We start from the raw sequence: 19,950 nt of genomic DNA, 5'->3' as shown, positions 1-19,950 counted from the left end.
ACGCCAATGTGCCGGCGCTGGGCGAACACCGCGCCGTCCGCCCGGCGTTGCGTCATCTCGTCCACCCTCGTACGGCAGGCGGGCCGGGACATCGGAGCCGTACTGGCCGTGGTGGTGAACTTCTTCCATCCCGAGGCGGTGATCCTGCGCGGCGCGCTCTCCGGCGCGGAACCGCTGGTCGCCGCCCTCCGCGGGGTGCTCTACGAGCGCTGCCTGCCGATGGCGACCGGCGAACTGATCATCAGGGCCGCCGCCTGCGGCCCGGACGCGGGCCTGCTCGGCGCAGGCCATGCCGCCCTGCGCGAACTCCCCCCACCGTCCACGGAAGGTGAGCCCCCATGGCCCGCACGCCCCTCGTGCCCGCGCCCGCCGCACGCCGCCTGCGGATCGGCATCGGCGGTATGGCCATCGAATCCAGCCAGTTCTGCCCGCACCGCTCCACCTATGACGACTTCCGCGTGACGCGGGGCGACGAACTGCTGAACCGGTACACCTGGACCCGGCCGGACGCCGATCTGGCGGAACGCGTCGAATGGGTGCCGCTGGTGCACGCCGTCTCGCTGCCCGGCGGCCCCGTGGAGCGGGCGGCGTACGACCGCATCAAGGGCGAACTCATCGGCCGGATAAGGGCGACGGAACCGCTGGACGGCCTGGTCTACGACATTCACGGCGCGATGAGTGTGATGGGGATGACGGACGCGGAGGCCGATCTGACCGACGCGGTACGGGCGGCGACCGGGCGAGGCACGCTCATCTCGGCCGCCATGGACCTGCACGGCAATGTCTCGCGCCGCTTCGCCGAGCGACTCGATCTGCTCACCGCGCACCGTCTGGCCCCGCACGAGGACGCCTGGGAGACACGGGAGCGGGCCGCCCGGAAGCTCGTGGCGCGGCTGGAGGCCGGGACGGGGCGGCCGCATCGCGCCTGGGTGCAGATCCCGGTCCTCCTCCCCGGCGATAAGACCAGCACCCGACTGGAGCCCGCCAAGTCCCTTTACGGACAGCTCAGTTCGGTGGAGGCACGGGAAGGGATCGTCGACGCGGCGATCTGGGTGGGCTACGCCTGGGCAGACGAGGAACGCTGCCGGGCCGCGGTGGTGGTGAGCGCCGACGACCCCGAGCTGGCGGTTTCCCAGGCCGGACTGCTGGCCCGCCGGTACTGGAACGCCCGCCGCGACTTCCTCTTCGTCGGCCCGACCGGCGGCGCGGACGACTGCATCGCCGGCGCCGTGCGGTCCACCGCCCGCCCCTTCCTGATCAGCGACTCCGGCGACAACCCCACCGCGGGCGGCGCCGGCGACCTGGCGTACATGCTTCGCCGCCTGCTGGCCCACGACGACCTGGCGTGCGGCCGGGTCACCGCGCTGCATCCCGGCATCACCGACCCGGAGGCCGTCGCCGTCTGCTGGGCCGCGGGGGTGGGCGCCGAGGTCACGCTCTCCGTCGGCGGCCGCATCAGCGCGGGCACCGGCCCGCACGCCGAGCCGTACGAACTGACCGGCACGGTCACCGCGCTGGAGGGCCCGTCCGCGCCCGGCTCCGGCGCCCTGCGCGGCAATCCGGCCCATGACGGCGGCGGGCGGACCGCGGCCGTCACCCGCGGCGGGGTGACGGTGGTACTGACCGAGCGCCGCAAGCCATTCCATACCCGCGCCGACTTCGGGGCACTGGATCCGCTCGCGTACGACCTGGTGGTCGTCAAGATCGGCTATCTGGAACCGGAGCTGTACGCCATGGCCGCGGACTGGCTCCTGGCGCTCACCCCGGGCGGCGTGGACCAGGATCTGCCGCGACTGGGCCACCACAAGGTACGGCGGCCGCTCTACCCGTTCGACGACGAGGGATTCGAGGACCCGGACCTCACGCCCGTGCTGCTGTAGCCGGTCCTGCGGCGCACCGGCCGCCCTGAAACTGACGCCTCATCACTTTGATCCCGTTAGCGCGCGTCTCGACGTGATTCCGCCAAAGTTGGCGCACGGAGCACGGTTACCATCGAGATCACATTACCTTTCCTTGACAGTCAATTGGTGTGGATTTTACGTTCGACGGGTGCGGCATCAGTGCAGGTCAGCGCCGCACTCCCCACACCCTTTCGGAGGTCACTCATGGAGCAGCTCATCAAGAAGATGGCTCAGGACGATGTCTGGCAAGGCTGGCTGGCAGCCAACTCGGCGCAGCAGGCGGCGAAGGACGGCTGCATCAGCGCCGCTCCCAAGTCCGGCTGCATCAGCGTGGCCAAGAAGACCGGCTGTATCTCCTGACCGTCGTCCGCTGACCGTCGTCCGCTGACCGGCCCGGTGGCCGGTCGATGACGGCCGGCGGCGGTCCGGTGGCACTGTTCCCGCCGCCGGACCGCTGCCGGGCGCAGCGCCCCGAATGCGCCCGCATGCGCCCACGTTCCGAGCACATATGAGGGATTCATGGATGGTCAGCCGACCGCCGAGGTCATCGAGCAGATCCGCGACATTCCGATCTACCGCGAGTCGGTGGAGCGGGGGCACTTCCCGATACTGGACAAGCCGGAGATGGCCCGGGGCTTTCCCGACAACTGGATGACGCCCCGGCTGGCCGCGGCGCTGAAGGCCGGCGAGGCCGAGTTCGTGCTCTCCACGGGCACCAACCACGCCCGTATGCAGATCATCCGGCCCCCGTATTTCCTCCTGAATTCCTACTACCAGTTGTGGCGCGAGCACCCGGATATCGCCGGCACCTGGGAGGCGGGCTGCCGGCGCGTTTCGCTGACCACGGTGCTGGCGACGGAACACGTGGCCCGCGTGAACGCGAAGAAGCGCGGCACGGACGCGGCTTTGGTGCCGCCCCTGGACGACCGGTGGCTCGATGAGCGCACCTGCTATCTCAATCTGCGGCTCGACCCCGCGCTCTGGGAGCGCGACGAGGTGGAGCGGATGCTCGAGGAGATCCGGACGGCCGCGCAGGCGCATCCGCGCGGCTGGTATCACCTCGACTGCTCCGGCTATCACCTCGCGCATCTGCTGCGAAAGGTGGACGAGTACGGTCTGTGGGACGCATTCCCACCGCCCGCCAGCATCATCCACGCCTACGAATACACACCGGTGAACGTCCGGCGTTTCCTGGAGCAGCATTTCGCCTGCCCGATCATCGACCTGTTCGGCAGTACCGAGCTCGGCTATCTCTTCTTCAGCGACCGTCGCGGCCGGTACCACCCCCACCTCGACAAAATGAGCGTGGAACTCGTCCCGGTCGCCCCCGGCAGCGGGATCCACCACCTTGTCGTGTCCAGTGTGCGCAACCCGCACATGCCGCTGATCCGGTACCGCTCGGGAGACTGCGTACGCACGCTGGACGGCACACCCGACCCCGCCAAGATCTCCCAATTCTGCGGCCGGGAAAAGGAATTGCTCGGCTCCCCGCACGGCCCCGTCGCACAGGGCGACCTCGACCGGTGCGTGGCCGAGGCGTCCTCGCAGGTCTTTGTGCACCAGTTGCAGCTGACAGGCACCGACGAAGCCCGGCTGGCCTGCACGACGTTCAACGGTGTGCCCGTTGCGGCGGCCGAGGCCTCGGCGCTGGAACGCGGCGTCCAGGAACTCACCGGCCGGCGCTGCCGGCTGGACCACCGTGCGCACATCCCCATCGGGAAGTCGGGGAAATACGCCTGGCTCGCGAACGGTGCCTGAACCACCCGGAAATCCCACTTCCCCCGGACAGGAGAAGCATGACCAGTCAGCCGCGGATATCCGCCGCCGATCTCAAGGCGCTGCTCGGCGATTCGCTGCACTCCGAGGTGGTGACGCACTTCGCCGAAAAGACCGACGCGTCACGGGAGTTCGTGGAGCGTCAGATCACCGAGTGCCTGCGCTATCTCTATCTCGTCTCCCGGCACCGCGACCGGCTCAGCGGCCTCTTCCTGCCGGTGGAGCAGGACATCGACGAGATCTGGCATTACCTCATCCTGCAGACCCGCGAATACCGCACGCTGTGCGAGGAAAGACTGCCGGGGAAATTCTTCATCGAGCACCGCAGCATCGCCTACGAGGACTACCAGCAGGAGCCGGGCCGGGAGCAGGCTCTCGAAGAGGCGCTGCGCTGGATACCCCTGTATTGCCAGGAGTTCGGGCCGTTCGACGAAGGAGCGCTGCCGCACTGGACGATCGTCCGCTTTCTGCATGCACAGATGGGACTGTCGCTCACGGAGATCGGGGCGCTGGAACCGATGGCGGCGTGAGCGTCCCGCCACATCCGCCGCAACGGAATTCATGCCCGCATCGACATTTCCGACAGGGCTGGGAAAGGAATCATGAGGGCTCGGAACGGCGATTCGCCCCCGGGTGAAGTGCCCGCGCAGCGGCGGATACTCGCCGTCCTGGTGCTGTCCCAGGTCCTCAGCGGTGCGGGCCTGGCGGCCGGGATCACCGTCGGCGCGCTGCTCGCCGAGGAGATGCTCGGCTCGACCGGGCTGGCCGGTGTGCCCAGCGCCCTGTTCACCGCCGGGGCCGCCATCGGCGCCGTCGGCATCGGCCGTATCTGCCAGCGCTGGGGCCGGCGGCCTGGACTCGCGCTCGGCTACGGCGTCGGAGCCCTGGGCAGCCTCGGCGTCGTCGCGGCGGCCGCCGTCGGCAGCGTTCCGTTGCTGTTTCTGGCTCTGCTCGTCTACGGAGCCGGCACCTCGACCAACCTGATGGCACGCTACGCGGGAGCGGATCTGGCCTCGCCCGCGCGCCGCGGCCGCGCGGTGAGCACGGTGCTCTTCGCCACGACACTCGGCGCGGTCGTCGGCCCCAACTTGGTGACCGTCACAGGAGATGTGGCGCACGCATGGGGCATTCCCCGCCTCGCCGGGCCGTTTCTGCTGGCCGTCGTCGCCTTCGGTTCGGCCGCGGTCGTACTGGCCTGTCTGCTGCGCCCCGATCCGCTGCGGCTGGCCCGCGCGCCGGCGCAGGACGCTCCGGCGCCGGGCGCCGACGGCGGCACGGCAACGGCGTCCGACCGGCCGGACCGCCGAGGTCTGGTCACCGGCACCACCGTCATGGTCCTCACCCAGCTCGTCATGATCGCGATCATGACGATGACGCCGGTGCACATGCGGGCGCACGGGCACTCCACGCAATCCGCCGGGCTGGTCATCGCCCTGCATGTCGGGGCGATGTTCCTGCCCTCGCCGCTCACCGGCCTGCTCGTCGACCGGGTCGGCCGGCGGTGGGTCGCCGGCGCCTCCGCGGTGATCCTGCTCGGCTCCGGGGTCCTGGCCGCCGTGGCGCCGCCGCACGCGGTGCCCGCCCTGGCCGCGGCGCTGGTCCTGCTGGGTCTCGGCTGGAACTTCGGGCTGGTCAGCGGCACCGCCATGGTCACCGACGCGCTGCCGCCGGCCCGTCGCGCCTCGGCGCAGGGACTGGTGGATGTCGGTATCGCGATCGCCGGTGCGGCCGGCGGCATGTCGTCGGGCCTGGTCGTGGTGCTGGGCGGCTACCCGGTACTGGCGCTCGCGGGCGGGATCCTCGCGCTGGCGATCGTGCCCGTCATCGCAGCGGCGGCCCGGCCCCCCGCGCGCATGACACCGGCCCCGCCCGACGCGACCGAGCGGGCCGGGCGTACGGAGCGGGCGCGATGACGGCTGACACACGATGCCAACTCGGCCGGAAATCGCCAAACATGGCGTCATTTCCCGTTATCACAGGAGAAGCCTTGATGCTTCACTTTTAGAGCACCTTTGGTCTTGTCATAGATCAACCATGACGGAACGACTCCCGTTGGACACCACCGGGTCGGCCGTCCCATCACCAGGTCACGTCGGGGGGCGATGATGCGGAAGGTCAAGGTCGGCCGACAGCGGCCCCTCGGCCGGCTACTGCCGCCGGACCGGCGCGACACCGCACCCGCCCCGGCGGCTCGCCCCTCGTGCCGCGCATCCGCGGCCGCGTCGTCACCACTCCAACTGCCCGTCCTGCACTGCGGTTTCCGCAGCCGAGCGTGACCGTGGGTGGCCTGCCCCACCCTCCGCACCCCGCACCTCGCTGCCCTCGCCGCGAGGGCACCACTGATCAGCAGGAGACCTCCTCATGGAGACCTTCGTCCAGCATGCCCGGGGCCTGACGGCCCGTATCGCCGAACGGAGTGAGGAGCGGGAGACCTACGGCCGGCTCGCCGCCGGACAGTCGCCCCTCGCCCTGTTCATCACCTGTTCCGACTCCCGCGTCATACCGTCCCTGATCACCGGCGCGCAGCCCGGTGAACTCTTCGAACTGCGCACGGCCGGCAATGCCGTCCCCGAGTACCAGGAGGGCATGGCGGCCAGCTCGGAGGCCGCCACCATCGAGTACGCCATGCGCGTGCTGCGCGTCGCCGACATCGTCGTCTGCGGGCACTCGCACTGCGGCGCGGTGGGCGCGAAGATCCGCGGCGAGGACCTGACCGGCGCCCCCGCCGTACGGGACTGGCTCGCGCAGCAGCTGTCCGACGCACTGCCGAAGGACGAGGAGCCGTCCGTCGCCGCCGCGGTGCAGCAGCATGTGCGCGAACAGCTGGACCGGCTGCGCCGCTACCCGTGTGTGCAGGAACGGCTGGACGCCGGGGAAGTGAAGCTGCACGGCTGGTTCTACGAGGTGCACACCGGCCTGGTGGCAGCACATCAGCCGGCCACCGACCTGTTCCTCCCGTTGTGAAGGCGGGCGGGCATCTCATGAAGCGACTCGCCTTCTTCCGGGCGGACTTCACCGCCTCCCTCGTCGTCTTTCTGGTCGCCGTCCCGCTGTGTGTCGGGGTGGCGGTCGCCTCCGGCGTACCGGCCGAGCTGGGGCTGGTCACCGGCATCGTCGGCGGACTGCTCACCGGTCTGCTCCCGGGCAGCAGTCTGCAGGTCAGCGGCCCGGCCGCCGGACTCACCGTGCTCGTCTTCGAAGCCGTCAAGGAGTACGGCCTGGGCGTGCTCGGCGCACTGGTGCTGGCGGCCGGTGTCCTGCAACTGACCATGGGTGCCCTGAAGTTGGGACGCTGGTTCCGGGCGATCTCCGTCTCTGTCGTGCAGGGCATGCTGGCCGGCATCGGCCTGGTGCTGATCGCCGGGCAGCTCTACGCCCTCACGGACGCCAAGGCGCCGGGCAGCGGCCTCGCCAACATCGGTGCGCTGCCGCGCCTGGTCGCCGACACCGTCACCTCCGACCGGGCGCTGTCCGCCCTCGCCATCGGTGCCGGCACCATCGCCGTCCTGGTGCTGTGGCCCCGCTGGCGGCGCGGTGCGCGGATGCTGCCGGCCCCGCTGGCCGCCGTCGCGCTGGCCACCACCGCGGTGTGGGCGCTGGACCTGCCCATCGCCCGCGTCAAGGTCAGCGGGCTGCTGGACGCGATCCAGCCACCCGGCCTCTCCGACATCGGCCGGCTCGCCGACATCGGCGTGCTCGGCACGGTCCTCGCCTTCGCGCTGATCGCGTCCGCCGAGTCCCTCTTCAGCGCGGCAGCGGTCGACCGGCTGCACGACGGGCCGCGCACCGACTACGACAAGGAGCTGATGGCCCAGGGCGCCGGCAACGCCGTCTGCGGCGTGCTCGGGGCCCTGCCGATGACCGCGGTCATCGTCCGCAGCGCCGCCAACGTCCAGGCCGGGGCCAGGACCAAGGTCTCCCGTGTGCTGCACGGTGTCTGGCTGCTGCTGTTCGCGGCCGCGTTCCCGGCCGCGCTGGGCGTGGTGCCGCTCGCCGCGCTGGCCGGCGTACTCGTCCATGCGGGCTGCAAGCTCATCCCGCTGCGCGCGCTGCGCCCCCTGTGGCGCGAACACCGCGGCGAGGCCGTGGTCCTGTTCATCACCGCCGTCTCCATCGTGACGATCAACATGTTCGAGGGTGTCCTCATCGGCATCGTGGCGGCCGTCGTCAAGACCGCCTGGGAGACCTCCCACATCCACCTCGACGTCCACACCCCGGACGACGACGGACCGGTCCTCGTACGGGCCGTGGGCAACGCCACCTTCCTGCGCCTGCCCAAGCTCCTCGACCAGCTGGAGGCGCTGCCCGCCGACCGGGACGTCGAACTCGACCTCAGCGGCCTGCGCCACCTCGACCATGCGTGCGGCGCGGCGCTGACGAACTGGGCCGAACAGCACCGCCGCAGCCGTAGCCGCCGGTCGGCGGAACTGGTGTCCTGAGCAGCGGGGACCGGCCCTGCCTGCCGCGCAGCCGGTCCCCTGCCTGTCCCGCGGCCAGTCCCCTGCCGGCCACGGGAATACCGCCCCGCCCCGCCCTCGTTGTGGCCCCGAAGGGGGCGCCCGCATCCCCTAAGGGATCTGTTCGCCCGCCCCCTAGGGCTGCGGATCGCGCGCGTCGTACCGGGCGAAGGCACGTCGCCCGAGGCCGAGGCCGGTCACCAGCAGGACGCAGGCGAGGCCGCCGCCGATCACCGCGGTGGCCGGGGAGGTCAGATCGGCCACCGAGCCGGCGAGGAAGTCGCCGAGTCGCGGGCCGCCGGCGACCACCACGATGAAGACGCCCTGGAGGCGGCCGCGCATCGCGTCCGGTGTCGCGGCCTGGAGCATGGTGCTGCGGAACACCATCGAGACGGTGTCCGCGCAGCCCGCCACGGCCAGGAAGAACAGGCCGAGCCACAGGTGCCGGGAGAGGCCGAAGCAGGCGATCGCCGCGCCCCAGGAGGCGACCGCGATCAGGATGGCCAGGCCGTGCCGCCGGATACCGCCGAGCCAGCCGGAGAAGAGTGAGCCCAGGACCGCGCCGGCCGCGGGTGCGGCGACCAGCAGGCCCACGGTCTTGGCGTCGCCGGCGAACCACAGGACGGCGATGGCGGGGAACAGGGCGCGCGGGTGGGCGAGCACCATCGCCGCCATGTCGGAGAAGAACGTCATCCGCAGGTTGGGGCGGGTGGCGAGGAAGCGCAGGCCGTCGAGGACGGAGGCGCGGCGCCGTGGCCCGTCGCCCTGGTCGGGGCGCATCGCCGGGAGTCGCCACATTGCGTAGAGGGAGGCGCTGAAGGCCACCATGTCGATGAGATACGCCGCCTGGTAGCTCCACAGGCCGACGATGACGCCGCCCAGCATCGGGCCGCACATCAGGCCGAGGCTGCTGGTCAGGGAGTTGAGGGCGTTGGCTGCGGGCAGCTGCTCGGTCGGCAGCAGCCGGGGGATCATCGAGGTGCGGGCCGGGGAGTTCATCGCGAAGCAGACGGCCTGGAGGGCGACGACGGTGTAGAGCAGCCAGACCCGGTGGTAGCCGGCGAGCGCCGCGGTGGCCAGTACGACGGACATCACGGTGGCGCCGGAGGCGCTGAACAGGCCCAGTTTGCGGCGGTCGACGGTGTCGGCGATGGCGCCGCCGTAGAGCCCGAAGACGATCAGCGGGACCAGCGAGCACAGGCCCACCAGGCCGACCGAGAAGGTGGACTTGGTGATGGCGTAGACCTGGAGGGAGACCGCGAGGGCGGTCATCTGCTGGCCCATCCAGGAGACGGTGTTGCCGCACCACAGGCGGCGGTAGTCCGGGGAGGTGCGCAGCGGCGTCAGATCGGCGAATATCCGGGAGCGCAGGGGTATTTCGCGCTTTTCCGGGCCGGTGCCGGGGGTCTCGCCGGAGGTTTCGCACGAGGAGTCGCCGGAGGTCTCGCCGGGGGTCGTTGTAGGGGCCACGCGGCGCAGTAAAGCACGCTGCGGGGGCGCGGCCGACGGCAGGGCGGGAAGCGGTGCCGGCGCCCGGCGCCCCTTACCCGGATGCCTCCGGCCCTGTCGGCCCGCTCGCCCCGAGGCCGTAGACGCGCCGTGCGTTGTCCGCCGCGATCATCGCGCCCACCCGCCGGGCGTCGTCCGCCGACCAGGCCCCGGAGGCGGTCCAGTCGCCGAGTACGGAGGCGAGCGCGGTGCGGAAGAGGGCGCTGCCGACCAGATAGAGCTCCGGGAGGCCGTAGGCGTCGGTGGAGAAGAGGAGCTTGCCGAAGGGTGCGAGTTCCAGGAATTCGGCGAGGACGGCGGTGGCGCGGGGGCCGATGTGGGTGAGGGTGAGCCCGATGTCGGCGTAGACGTGCGGGAAGACGCCGGCCAGGTAGGCGGCCTGTCGGTGGTACGGGTAGCAGTGCAGCAGCACCAGGTCGGTGCCGGTGCCGGCGGTGGCGCGTACGAGGTCGGTGAGCAGCGCCGGGTCGGCCCGGTCGAGGCGCAGGTCGGGGTCGCCGAAGCCGGTGTGCAGCTGGAGTGGGCGGCCGGTGGCGACGGCCTGCCAGACGAGGTGGCGCAGCACGACGGGGTCGGCGAGGCGGGGCAGCCCGGCGGCCATCCAGTCGCGGACGGCGGTGTGCACGGCGTGCGGGGGCGGTGGCAGGGGGTCCAGGGCGAGGCCGTGGCGGTAGGCGACGACGGTTTTGAAGGCGATGGCGGTGTGTGCGGCGTCCTGGATCGCGGTGGCGAGGGTGTCGGTGAATTCTTCGGCGTCCCGGACCCCGGTGGCGACGCGTTCGGCGAGCGCTTCCAGCCGGACGACCTCGTATCCGTTGCCCCGGCCGGCCTCGGCGGTCTCGGCGGGGCCCGTGAGGTCGCCGGGCAGCCCGGTGTCGAGGAGGTAGGTGCCGATGCCGGTGGCGCCCAGCAGCCGGCGGCGGGTTTCGTCGGGGCCGAGTTCGCGGCGGCGGGCCAGGTAGGTGCCGGGCGGGCAGTGGGCGGGCAGGTCGAGCAGCGGCGGGCACCAGCGGCGGACGGCGAAGCCGGTCTGGGTGTCGAAGAAGGTGGTGCCCGCGGCGGGCGGGCGGTCCGATTCGGTGAGGTACGCGGCGAACGTCCCGGGATCCGGTTCGTGCCGGAGCACGCCGTGGCAGTGGTGGTCCACCAGCGGCGGGAGGCCGTCGTCCGGGCGGGGGACGGGCTCCGGGGCGTTCGCCGTCATCACCAGCGCCAGCGGGTCACGGCGGCGATTTCCTCGGCGTCGACCTCGGCGAACCGGGCCTCCTCGGCCCGCCGGACGGCGAGTACCGCGCCGTGCAGCACCTTGCCCATCGCCTCGTACAGGGGGGCCGACTTCTCGAACCGGTTGGCGGCCTCGGTCAGGGTGCCGGGCAGCCGGACGATGCCGCGCCGGGCGCGTTCGCGGACGCCGAGGGTGCCGGGGTCCTCGGTCTCCGGCGCGGGGAGCTGCGCCGCGGTCTCGATGCCGTGCAGGCCGGCGGCGATGACGGCGCCGACGGCGAGGTACGGGTTGGCGGCGCCGTCGAAGGTCTTGATCTCGGCGCTGCCGCCGTCCGGGTCGTCGGGGGCGCCGGGGATCAGCCGCAGCGCCGCCTCCCGGTTCTCGACGCCCCAGCACTGGTAGACGCCGGCCCAGTGGGAGGGCTGGAGGCGCAGATAGCTGGCGGGTGAGGGGCAGCCGACGGCGAGCAGGGCGGGCAGGGCGCCGAGGACGCCGGCGAGGAAGGCGACCGCGTCGGGGGCCAGGCCCCATGCGGCGTCCGGGGTGCGGTGCAGGCTCTTGCCGTCGCGGTTGAGGCTGAGGTGGAGGTGGCAGCCGTTGCCGACCGCTCCGGCGACGACGGACGGGGCGAAGGAGGCGCGCAGTCCGTGCCGGGCGGAGACGGCGCGTACGGTCTCGCGGACGAGGACGGCGTCGTCGGCGGCGCGTACCGGGTCGCCGGGGGCGCAGCTGACCTCGAACTGGCCGGGCGCGTACTCGGGATGGACCTGGTGGACCTCGATGCCCTGGAGGGTGAGCGCTTCGGTGACGTCGCGGAGGTAGTCGGAGAGTTCGACGATCCGGGTCATGCCGTACGCGGGGCCCGTGCAGGGGTAGTCCAGCGGCTCGTAGGCGTCGTCCTCGGCCGGGTCGTGGCCGGCCGGTGTGCGGGTGACCACCCATTCGGTTTCGAAGCCCATCCGCAGGTCGAGGCCGGCCGCCGTGGCGCGCTCGGTCATCTTGCGGGCGAACTGCCGCTGGCAGGCGGGGTGCGGCGTGCCGTCCTGGTCGTAGCGGTCGGCCGGTGCCCAGGCCCAGCCGGGCTGTGCGGCAAGGACGGTGACCCGGTCCAGGTCGGGGAAGAGGCGCAGGTCGCCGGCCGGGCCGCCGAGGTGGTCGGATGCGGTGATGGCGTCCTCGGAGGTGAAGACGTCGAAGACGGGTGACATGCCGACCCCGCGCTGTGCGGCGTGCTCCAGGCGCGCGGCCGGAATGGCTTTGGCGCGTGCGATGCCCGCATTGTCCACCCAGGTCAGCGCGAGATTACGGACACCGTCCGCGTCCAGCTGCGCCGCCAACTCGCGGGCGTCCCCACGCCGTTCCGCAGGCGATCCCATACCCGTCCTACCGTCCTCACTTGGCCGTGCCGATTCCTCGGCGCCCGATACCGCCGGTGCCGGTGCGGCGCAGTGCTCCCCCAGCTCACGCTGGGAGGTACCCCCGTCCCGGTCAGGCGCAGTTGAACTCGCACCATACGCACTTTCCGGTGCCCCGCGGTTCCACACCCCAGACATCGGCCAGCCGGTCCACCAGGAGCAGTCCGCGTCCGGACACCCCGGCCTCGCCGGGTTCGCGGCGCCGCGGCAGGCTGCTGGAGTGGTCCTCCACCTCCAGGCGCAGTCGGCGCGTGGCGCTGTGCGGCATGCGGATGTTGACGATCGCCTCGCCGTCGGTGTGCAGGAGGGCATTGGTGATCAGCTCGTCGGCGACCAGCTCGATCTCCTCGGAGCGTTCGCGGGCGCCCCAGGCCCGTACGGCCGCGCGGATCATGTGCCGGGCGGCGGACAGCGCATCGGGATCGGCGGGCGGGATGTGCTGCCGGAACCGTCCGACGGTGTCGTGCTCGGGTGCGCCGAGGCGGCGCAGCAGGAGCAGCGCCATATCGTCCTCGCCGGTCCCTTCGTCCACCGACTCGCAGAGCCGGTCGGCGAGTTGCTGTACGTCCTGCGGGCCGTCCCGGATCTCTCTGGCCAGGTCGCGCATGCCGTCGTCGAGGTCGATGCCGGGCTGCTCGACGAGGCCGTCGGTGCACAGCACCAGGGTGTCGCCGGGGGCGAGATGGACGGTGGTGACGGGGTAGTCGAGCCGTATGAATTCGGATGCGATGCCGAGCGGCAGCCCACCGGCCACCGGCAGTCGGCGGCAGATCCCTTCGGCGTGCCGCAGCAGCGGATCGATGTGCCCGGCGCGGACGAACCGGGCGACCCCGGTGGACAGGTCCGCGTCGACGTACGTACAGGTGGCGAAGCGGTCGGTGTCGAGTTCGTTCAGGAAGGCGGAGGCGCGCGCCATGACGGTCGCGGGTGCGTGTCCTTCGGCGGCGTAGGCACGCAGGACGATCCGCAGCTGGCCCATGAGGGCCGCGGCGTGGGTGTCGTGTCCCTGGACGTCGCCGATGACGGCCGCGACCCGGCCGTCGGGCAGCGGGATCACGTCGTACCAGTCGCCGCCGATGTCCCGGCCCATCCGGGCGGAGCGGTAGCGCACCGCCACCTGGGCGCCGGCGACGCCGGGGATCCGGCGCGGCAGCATGGCCTGCTGGAGGCCGGCGGCGAGGTCGTGCTCCTGGTCGTAGAGCATGGCGCGGGCCAGGCTCTGCGCGATGCTGCTGCCGAGGGCGAGCAGGACGTTGCGCTCCTGGTCGCGGAATGCGCTCTCGCGCTCGAAGAACATCCCGATCACGCCGATGGTGCGGCCCTGGGCGATCAGCGGCAGATATGCGGCGGAGTTCACGTTCAGCGGCTCGATGGCGTGCCACAGCCGGGGGTAGTTGTTCTTGAATTCGGCGCGGCTGCCCACATAACGCGGAGTGAGGGTGCGCACGACCTCGCTCATCGGGAATTCGTCGCCCACCCGCGTGTACTCCAGATCGGGTACGAAGCTGCCCGCCTTGCCCTCCGACACCAGCCGGATACGGCCCGCCTCGACCAGGCCGAGGATGACGTTCTCGGCGCCCAGCCGGTCCAGTCCCTGCTCGTCGGCGAGTACGGCGATGACCTCGCCGACCGTCCGGGCGTGCGCCAGGGCGGCCGTGGTGCGCTCCACGACGCTGGTGTGCCGCCGCCGCTCCTCGTCGACCGCGAGCCGCTCCGCCGCGTGGGTGTATTCGTCGCTGGCGTCGCGGACCACCCCGATGATCCGGCGGGGCCGGCCGGTGAGGTCGCGCCGGATGCTGCCCTGGGCGTGTGTCCAGCGCAGCGCGCCGTCCCGCATCCGGACCCGGAAATAGGCGCCGTAGGAGTCGCTGCCGTCCTTGAGGGCGTGGGCCACCAGGGCGTCCAGACGGGCCGCCTCGTGGGCCGGTACACGGCAGCTGAGGGTGTCCGGACGGTCGTCGTACTCCGCCGGAAGCATGTCGAAGACCTCCAGGGCGGGCGGGTCCATGTGCATCAGCCCGCTGTCGAGGTCCCAGTCGAAGCCGCCCATGCCGTTGAGAGCCAGGGTCAGGTCCGGGTGGGCGGGCCAGTCGTCCGGCACCGACACGGTGGGGCGCTTTGCTCCCCGGTCAGCCATGTCGTCACTTTGCCACATTCCCCGGCATTTCGGCTGCTCCAGGCGAATTGCCCGCCACCCCTTCCCCATGCCTGACTCGCTCATCAGTTGACCCGCAACACCTCCTGTCATACCCGGCAGGAGCAGCGATTTTCCAGGATTCCCGGCACCCTGTTCGTTGCGATGTTCTCAACACACTGTTACGGTCCCCGACCATGAAGGAAGACGCCGGAGACCCCGGAACCCGGGTCGCCGATGAGGCCGGAGACGTCACGGACCGTGTCCGTCAGGTGATCGACCGGCTCGGCTGCAGCCGTCGCGAGTTCGCCCGCCGGATGGTGCTGGACCCCTCGAAACTCTCCCGGTCACTGGGCGGCACCCGGCGCTTCACGCTGGCCGAGATCGTGCGGATCGCCGATATCGGCGGGGTGGAGACCGGGTGGCTGCTCGGCGCGCCCGAGCGCCCGGCGCCGCCCGGCCGCGAACCGGTGCCGGTGCCCGAGGGCGGCCGCCCGCTGCAGATCGTGCGCGAGACCGTGCGGCTGATCGCCGAGCACGGCTTCCACGCCGTACGGGTCGCCGATATCGCGGCCGCCTGCGGCACCAGCACCGCCGCCGTGCACTACCACTTCCCCGGCCGCGACGAGCTGCTGGAAGCGGCCGTGCGCTGGTGCATGGACGAGGACACCGAACGCCGCGCCGCGGGCCTGGCCGAGGCCGCCGACGCCCGCGCGGAGCTGCTGCATCTGATCGCGCTGCAGACCCCGCGCACCGAGCAGCAGCGCCGCCAGTGGCTGGTCTGGCTCGACCTGTGGGCGCAGGCCGCCCGCTCCACCGCCGTGGGACGGCTGCACGAGCACTACTACCGGCAGTGGCGCACCACGGTGGCCGACGTCCTGCGGCGGGGCGCGGACCAGGGCGTCTTCCGCCCGCTGGACCCCGAGTTCACCGCCCTGCGCCTGACCGCGCTGATCGACGGCCTGGCCACCCAGGTACTGGCCACCGCCCCGGACAGCACCTCCCCCGACACCATGCATGCCGCGCTCCTCGCCTTCGTCGAGAGCGAGCTCGCGCCGCGCTGAGGCCGCCCGCCCCCGTATCACCGCCTCCGAAGGGACCCCCGCCCCATGAACAACGAGGTCATCATCACCTGCGCGCTGACCGGCGCCGGTGACACCGTCCGCCGCTCCCCGCACGTCCCCGTGACGCCCGAGCAGATCGCCAAGTCGGCCGTCGAGGCGGCGGACGCGGGCGCCGCGGTGGTGCACATCCACGTACGCGACCCCGAGACCGGCGACCCGTCGCGCGACCCGCGCCTGTACGCCGAGGTCGTCGACCGCATCAAGCAGACCGGCACCGACGTCGTCATCAACCTCACCGCCGGCATGGGCGGCGACCTCGTCATCGACCCGGACGCCCCGCTCACCCACCTCCCCGGTACGGACCTGGTCAGCGGCCTGGAACGGCTCCCCCACGTCGAGGAACTCCTCCCCGACATCTGCACCCTGGACTGCGGCTCCCTCAACTTCGGCGACGGCTCCAACCTCTATGTCTCCACCCCCGACATGCTGCGCGTCGGCGCCCGGCGCATCCAGGAGCTGGGCGTACGGCCGGAGTTGGAGATCTTCGACACCGGCCAGCTCTGGTTCGCCAAGCAGCTGCTGGCCGAGGGTCTGCTGGACGACCCGACGGTCTTCCAGCTGTGCATGGGCATCCCGTGGGGCGCCCCGGCCGACCCCGGGGTCCTCCAGTCGATGGTGAACATGCTGCCCGAGGGTGCCCAGTGGGCCAGCTTCGCGCTCGGCCGGATGCAGATGCCGTGGGTCGCCCAGTCGATCCTGCTCGGCGGCAACGTCCGGGTCGGCCTGGAGGACAACCTCTACCTCCGCAAGGGCGTCAAGGCCACCAACGGCCAGCTGGTCGAACGGGCCGTGCAGATCACGGAGTTGCTGGGCGCCTCGGTCGCCACCCCGGGCCGGGCACGGGCACGCCTGGGCCTGAAGCCGCACGGCTGACCGATTCGCTCCCTCCCTCTCCTCCCCGCCCTCACCTGGAGCCGCTCCCTCATGCCGGAAACCACCCCGGAAACCACCCCTGAATCCCCCGCCGCTCCCTGCTCCCCCGAGGCCGTACGCCAAGTAGCCTGCATCGGCGCCGGCGTCATCGGCGGCGGCTGGGTGGCCCACTACCTGGCCCGCGGCTACGACGTCACCGCCTGGGACCCCGCCGCCGATGCAGAACCCCGGCTCCGGCGCCTGGTCGCCGCCGCCTGGCCCGCCCTTGAACAGACAGGCCTGGCCGAGGGCGCCTCCCAGGACCGTCTGACCGTCGCCCCCACGCTCGCCGAGGCCGTCGCGCACGCGGACTTCGTCCAGGAAAGTGCCCCGGAAAAACTGGAGTTGAAGCGCTCCCTGCTGGCCGAGCTGGCCGCGGCGACCCGCCCCGGCGTGGTCATCGCCTCCTCCACCTCCGGCTACCCGATGACCGACATGCAGACCGAGGCCGCCGCCCCCGGCCGCCTGGTCGTCGGCCACCCCTTCAACCCCCCGTACCTCATCCCCCTCGTCGAGGTAGTCGGCGGCGAACGGACCGACGCGGACGCCGTGGCATGGGCCTCCCGCTTCTACGGCATCGCGGGCAAGTCCGTCATCACCATGGACCGCGAGCTCCCCGGTTTCATCGCCAACCGCCTCCAGGAGGCGCTGTGGCGCGAAGCGCTGCACATGGTCGCCAACGGCGAGGCCACGGTCGAGGACATCGACGCCTCGATAACCGAGGGCCCCGGCCTGCGCTGGGCGTTCATGGGCCCCTGTCTGACCTTCGCCCTGGCCGGTGGCGAGGGCGGCATGGCCCATATGCTCGAGCACTTCGGCCCGTCCCTGAAGTCCCCCTGGACCCGTCTGGAGGCGCCGGAGCTGGACCGCGAGCTGCGGGACGCGATGGTCGACGGCTGCGAGGCGGCCGCGGGCGGCCGCACCTACGCGGATCTGGTCGCCGAGCGGGACCAGGGCGTCATCGACGTACTCCGGGCGACCGGCCGTCTGGGGGTCACCACGCGATGAGCGCCGCACTCCCCCTCTACCGGCAGACGGTCCGCGACGACTGGATCGACTACAACGGCCACTTGAGCGAGGCCTATTACGTCCTGATCTTCGGCTTCGCGACGGACGCGCTGATGGATTCGGCCGGCCTGGACGCCGGCTACCGGAAGCGGTCCGGCTGCTCCCTCTATACGGTCGAGGCACACGTCCGCTATCTCGACGAGGTCGCGCCCCACAGTCAACTCGCCATCCGCACCACGGTGTTGGGGGTGGACGCGAAGAAGGTCCGCTTCCTGCACGAGATGTACGTGTGCGAGGCGTCCTCCGGCGAACCGGCCGGCGATGCGGTGGCGACGGAGGAGCTGTTCACCCTGCACGTCGACCAGGGGGCGGGCCGGGCGGCGGCGCTGCCGGATGCGGCGCGCGAGTACCTCACCGGCCTGGCCGGGCCGGCGCCGGAGTGGGCGGGGCGCGGTATCCGGGAGGTCTGAGGGCCCGCACGGTGGCGGGCTTCCGGTGCGACCCTGGGAGTGAGGAACAGCCCGTCCGCCCGCCACCTCAGGGAAGCCACCATGACCACCACCCGCGGCCACCACATCGACATCACCCGAGGCACCGACCACATCCGCGTCGAAGTCAACGGCCGGCTCCTGGCCGACAGCCACCGCCCCCTCCTCCTCGCCGAGACCGGCTATCCGGTCCGCTACTACCTCCCTCCCGAGGACGTGCGCACCGACCTCCTCACGCCCTCAAAGACCCACACCTTCTGCCCGTTCAAGGGGACCGCCTCCTACTGGTCACTTGCCGGTGGCCCGCTGGACATCGCGTGGGCCTACCCTGAGCCGCGCCCCGGGGTGGCGCAGATCAAGGACCATCTCTGCTTCTACGAGGTCGAGTTGGGCTGACGTGGGAGGCGGAAGCGAGGAGTAGGAAGGTTTATTAACAATAATCCTCACCTCCTTGACGCGTACATGGTCGACCGCCAGGATTCCTCGGGACGGCTCCCCCACGCCGACCCAGGAGACGGAAATGACGTCGACCCCGCGCGCCGAGAAGCACCCGCGCAAGCACCCGAAGCTCACCGGCCCCCGCTGGGGCATACCCGCCGCGGGCGCGGCGCTCGCGCTCGTCGGCGGGGTGGTGATGTGGTCGCCCGTCGGCCGTGCCGACGCCGCGCCGGAGCGGGCGGCGGGTGCGCAGGCCGGCGGGTTCACGGCGGTCGCCGCGGGCGATATCGCCGAGCGGTGCACCGCCGACGACAGCGGATGCGAGCACCCCAGGACCGCGGCCCTGGTGAAGAAGATCAACCCGGCGTTCGTGATGACGATGGGTGACAACCAGTACGACGACGCGCGGCTCAAGGACTTCAAGGCCTACTACGACACGAGCTGGGGCGCCTTCAAGGACACGACGCACCCCGTCGCCGGCAACCACGAGACCTACGACCCCGACGGCGAACTCTCGGGCTACAAGTCGTACTTCGGCGACGTCGCCTACCCCAAGGGCAAGAGCTACTACAGCTACGACCAGGACAACTGGCACTTCATCGCGCTGGACTCCAACAGCCTGGACTCCGCGCAGACCGACTGGCTCAAAGCCGACCTCGCCGCCAACTCCAAGAAGTGCGTGGCCGCTTACTGGCACCACCCGCTCTTCTCCTCCGGCGAGCACGGCAACAACCCGGTCAGCCGTCCGGTCTGGAAGCTGCTCTACGACGCCAAGGCCGAGCTGGTCCTCAATGGCCATGACCACCACTACGAGCGCTTTGCGCCGCAGGATCCGGACGGCAATGCCGACAAGAACGGGATCGTCGAGCTGCTGGGCGGGATGGGCGGCGCGAACCCGTACAAGATCGAGGAGGTCCAGCCGAACAGCGAGAAGCGGCTGACCGACACCTTCGGCGTGGTGAAGCTGAACTTCACCGACGACGGATTCTCCTGGGACCTGGTGGGCACGGACGGGAACACCAAGGACAGCAGCCCGAGCTACCGGTGCCACTGAGCACTGGTGACATCTGACTGATGTATCTCGCCACCACGGATGCGGCCGCGACGGCGACCAAGGTGACGCGTGGCCGCGTCGGGGGGCCGGTGCTGGCCCTCGGCGCGGTCAGTCTGGTCACGGACATCTCCTCGGAGATGGTCACCGCCGTGCTACCGCTCTACTTCGTCCTCCAACTGGGGCTTTCCCCCCTCCAGTTCGGGTTTCTCGACGGCCTCTACAACGGCGTCACCGCGCTGGTACGGCTGCTGGGCGGGCATGCCGCGGACCGCGGTGGGCGGCACAAGCTCGTCGCCGGGGCGGGCTATGCGCTCTCCGCGCTGTCCCGCCTCGGACTGCTGCTCGCGGGCGGCGGCACGGCCGGCATCGGGGCGTCGCTCGCAGCGGACCGTATCGGCAAAGGGGTACGGACCGCGCCGCGCGATGCGCTGATCTCGCTCAGCGCGCCGCCGGACGCGCTCGGCCGCGCCTTCGGCACTGCCCACCGACCACTGCGCCGTGTGAGCCAT

19 protein-coding genes are annotated in these 19,950 nt (G+C 71.5%); 15 read left to right on the top strand and 4 right to left on the bottom strand.

Annotation, left to right across the window (positions count from 1 at the left end; genetic code table 11):
• Window positions 1-6 precede the first annotated feature (6 nt).
• The 8 genes from AB0D04_RS14010 to AB0D04_RS13975 all read left to right on the top strand — a co-directional run bounded on the left by AB0D04_RS14010 (window position 7) and on the right by AB0D04_RS13975 (window position 8,116).
• Window positions 7-462, top strand: a complete 456-nt coding sequence (locus tag AB0D04_RS14010) for an ROK family protein (RefSeq protein ID WP_362702663.1) — start codon at window positions 7-9, stop codon at window positions 460-462.
• Entirely contained in the window at window positions 381-1,880 is a 1,500-nt protein-coding gene (locus tag AB0D04_RS14005) for a M81 family metallopeptidase (protein WP_362702770.1), read from the top strand. The genes AB0D04_RS14010 and AB0D04_RS14005 overlap by 82 nt, the downstream gene beginning before the upstream one ends.
• Before the next feature lie 225 nt (window positions 1,881-2,105).
• The gene (locus tag AB0D04_RS14000; protein ID WP_362702662.1) at window positions 2,106-2,261 is read left to right on the top strand and encodes a hypothetical protein; all 156 of its coding nucleotides are present in this window, start codon (window positions 2,106-2,108) and stop codon (window positions 2,259-2,261) included.
• Window positions 2,262-2,420: 159 nt separating this feature from the next.
• Window positions 2,421-3,659, top strand: a complete 1,239-nt coding sequence (locus AB0D04_RS13995) for a hypothetical protein (RefSeq protein ID WP_362702661.1) — start codon at window positions 2,421-2,423, stop codon at window positions 3,657-3,659.
• A gap of 38 nt (window positions 3,660-3,697) precedes the next feature.
• On the top strand, window positions 3,698-4,207 hold the full coding sequence (locus tag AB0D04_RS13990; protein WP_362702660.1) for a hypothetical protein: 510 nt from the start codon (window positions 3,698-3,700) through the stop codon (window positions 4,205-4,207).
• Window positions 4,208-4,279: 72 nt separating this feature from the next.
• A complete protein-coding gene (locus AB0D04_RS13985) occupies window positions 4,280-5,590 on the top strand; it encodes an MFS transporter (protein WP_362702659.1) in 1,311 nt (436 codons plus the stop codon).
• 448 nt (window positions 5,591-6,038) lie between these two features.
• Complete coding sequence (locus AB0D04_RS13980) at window positions 6,039-6,641, top strand: carbonic anhydrase (RefSeq protein ID WP_362702657.1); 603 nt, start codon at window positions 6,039-6,041, stop codon at window positions 6,639-6,641.
• 17 nt (window positions 6,642-6,658) lie between these two features.
• Window positions 6,659-8,116 carry a SulP family inorganic anion transporter gene (locus tag AB0D04_RS13975; RefSeq protein ID WP_362702655.1) on the top strand — a complete coding sequence of 486 codons (1,458 nt, stop codon included), beginning with the start codon at window positions 6,659-6,661 and terminating at the stop codon, window positions 8,114-8,116.
• A 153-nt stretch (window positions 8,117-8,269) separates the two neighbouring features.
• Here AB0D04_RS13975 and AB0D04_RS13970 read toward each other — a convergent pair whose 3' ends face one another.
• The 4 genes from AB0D04_RS13970 to AB0D04_RS13955 all read right to left on the bottom strand — a co-directional run bounded on the left by AB0D04_RS13970 (window position 8,270) and on the right by AB0D04_RS13955 (window position 14,420).
• The gene (locus tag AB0D04_RS13970; protein WP_362702768.1) at window positions 8,270-9,511 is read right to left on the bottom strand and encodes an MFS transporter; all 1,242 of its coding nucleotides are present in this window, start codon (window positions 9,509-9,511) and stop codon (window positions 8,270-8,272) included.
• Between the two features lie 166 nt (window positions 9,512-9,677).
• Window positions 9,678-10,847, bottom strand: a complete 1,170-nt coding sequence (locus AB0D04_RS13965; RefSeq protein WP_362702654.1) for an amidohydrolase family protein — start codon at window positions 10,845-10,847, stop codon at window positions 9,678-9,680.
• Complete coding sequence (locus AB0D04_RS13960) at window positions 10,847-12,244, bottom strand: glutamine synthetase family protein (RefSeq protein ID WP_362702652.1); 1,398 nt, start codon at window positions 12,242-12,244, stop codon at window positions 10,847-10,849. Before AB0D04_RS13960 ends, AB0D04_RS13965 begins: the two co-directional genes overlap by 1 nt.
• A 112-nt stretch (window positions 12,245-12,356) precedes the next feature.
• On the bottom strand, window positions 12,357-14,420 hold the full coding sequence (locus AB0D04_RS13955; RefSeq protein ID WP_362702651.1) for a SpoIIE family protein phosphatase: 2,064 nt from the start codon (window positions 14,418-14,420) through the stop codon (window positions 12,357-12,359).
• Window positions 14,421-14,614: 194 nt separating this feature from the next.
• Here AB0D04_RS13955 and AB0D04_RS13950 point away from each other — a divergent pair, with 194 nt between their 5' ends.
• The 7 genes from AB0D04_RS13950 to AB0D04_RS13920 all read left to right on the top strand — a co-directional run.
• A complete protein-coding gene (locus AB0D04_RS13950) occupies window positions 14,615-15,481 on the top strand; it encodes a TetR/AcrR family transcriptional regulator (protein WP_362702649.1) in 867 nt (288 codons plus the stop codon).
• A gap of 45 nt (window positions 15,482-15,526) precedes the next feature.
• Window positions 15,527-16,414, top strand: a complete 888-nt coding sequence (locus AB0D04_RS13945; RefSeq protein WP_362702647.1) for a 3-keto-5-aminohexanoate cleavage protein — start codon at window positions 15,527-15,529, stop codon at window positions 16,412-16,414.
• Between the two features lie 51 nt (window positions 16,415-16,465).
• Window positions 16,466-17,461 carry a 3-hydroxyacyl-CoA dehydrogenase NAD-binding domain-containing protein gene (locus tag AB0D04_RS13940; protein ID WP_362702646.1) on the top strand — a complete coding sequence of 332 codons (996 nt, stop codon included), beginning with the start codon at window positions 16,466-16,468 and terminating at the stop codon, window positions 17,459-17,461.
• Complete coding sequence (locus AB0D04_RS13935; protein WP_362702645.1) at window positions 17,458-17,931, top strand: thioesterase family protein; 474 nt, start codon at window positions 17,458-17,460, stop codon at window positions 17,929-17,931. Before AB0D04_RS13940 ends, AB0D04_RS13935 begins: the two co-directional genes overlap by 4 nt.
• Window positions 17,932-18,012: 81 nt before the next feature.
• Entirely contained in the window at window positions 18,013-18,345 is a 333-nt protein-coding gene (locus AB0D04_RS13930; RefSeq protein WP_362702644.1) for a DUF427 domain-containing protein, read from the top strand.
• A gap of 124 nt (window positions 18,346-18,469) precedes the next feature.
• Complete coding sequence (locus AB0D04_RS13925; RefSeq protein ID WP_362702643.1) at window positions 18,470-19,441, top strand: metallophosphoesterase; 972 nt, start codon at window positions 18,470-18,472, stop codon at window positions 19,439-19,441.
• Between the two features lie 20 nt (window positions 19,442-19,461).
• Window positions 19,462-19,950 (top strand): MFS transporter (locus tag AB0D04_RS13920; RefSeq protein ID WP_362702641.1); only part of this gene is annotated, 489 nt, incomplete at its 3' end.

This window comes from Streptomyces sp. NPDC048483 (genome assembly GCF_040651455.1).
GTDB lineage: Bacteria > Actinomycetota > Actinomycetes > Streptomycetales > Streptomycetaceae > Streptomyces.
Note: the sequence above shows the minus strand (reverse complement) of the source record. Positions and strands in the feature narration are given on the sequence as shown.

Excerpts from the sequence above, each read along its gene's own strand:
- AB0D04_RS14010 (WP_362702663.1), top strand. The coding sequence starts at position 7 with ATGTGCCGGCGCTGGGCGAACACCGCGCCGTCCGCCCGGCGTTGCGTC.
- AB0D04_RS14000 (WP_362702662.1), top strand. The coding sequence starts at position 2,106 with ATGGAGCAGCTCATCAAGAAGATGGCTCAGGACGATGTCTGGCAAGGC.
- AB0D04_RS13995 (WP_362702661.1), top strand. The coding sequence starts at position 2,421 with ATGGATGGTCAGCCGACCGCCGAGGTCATCGAGCAGATCCGCGACATT.
- AB0D04_RS13990 (WP_362702660.1), top strand. The coding sequence starts at position 3,698 with ATGACCAGTCAGCCGCGGATATCCGCCGCCGATCTCAAGGCGCTGCTC.
- AB0D04_RS13985 (WP_362702659.1), top strand. The coding sequence starts at position 4,280 with ATGAGGGCTCGGAACGGCGATTCGCCCCCGGGTGAAGTGCCCGCGCAG.
- AB0D04_RS13980 (WP_362702657.1), top strand. The coding sequence starts at position 6,039 with ATGGAGACCTTCGTCCAGCATGCCCGGGGCCTGACGGCCCGTATCGCC.
- AB0D04_RS13975 (WP_362702655.1), top strand. The coding sequence starts at position 6,659 with ATGAAGCGACTCGCCTTCTTCCGGGCGGACTTCACCGCCTCCCTCGTC.
- AB0D04_RS13965 (WP_362702654.1), bottom strand. The coding sequence starts at position 10,847 with ATGACGGCGAACGCCCCGGAGCCCGTCCCCCGCCCGGACGACGGCCTC.
- AB0D04_RS13960 (WP_362702652.1), bottom strand. The coding sequence starts at position 12,244 with ATGGGATCGCCTGCGGAACGGCGTGGGGACGCCCGCGAGTTGGCGGCG.
- AB0D04_RS13955 (WP_362702651.1), bottom strand. The coding sequence starts at position 14,420 with ATGGCTGACCGGGGAGCAAAGCGCCCCACCGTGTCGGTGCCGGACGAC.
- AB0D04_RS13950 (WP_362702649.1), top strand. The coding sequence starts at position 14,615 with ATGAAGGAAGACGCCGGAGACCCCGGAACCCGGGTCGCCGATGAGGCC.
- AB0D04_RS13945 (WP_362702647.1), top strand. The coding sequence starts at position 15,527 with ATGAACAACGAGGTCATCATCACCTGCGCGCTGACCGGCGCCGGTGAC.
- AB0D04_RS13940 (WP_362702646.1), top strand. The coding sequence starts at position 16,466 with ATGCCGGAAACCACCCCGGAAACCACCCCTGAATCCCCCGCCGCTCCC.
- AB0D04_RS13935 (WP_362702645.1), top strand. The coding sequence starts at position 17,458 with ATGAGCGCCGCACTCCCCCTCTACCGGCAGACGGTCCGCGACGACTGG.
- AB0D04_RS13930 (WP_362702644.1), top strand. The coding sequence starts at position 18,013 with ATGACCACCACCCGCGGCCACCACATCGACATCACCCGAGGCACCGAC.
- AB0D04_RS13925 (WP_362702643.1), top strand. The coding sequence starts at position 18,470 with ATGACGTCGACCCCGCGCGCCGAGAAGCACCCGCGCAAGCACCCGAAG.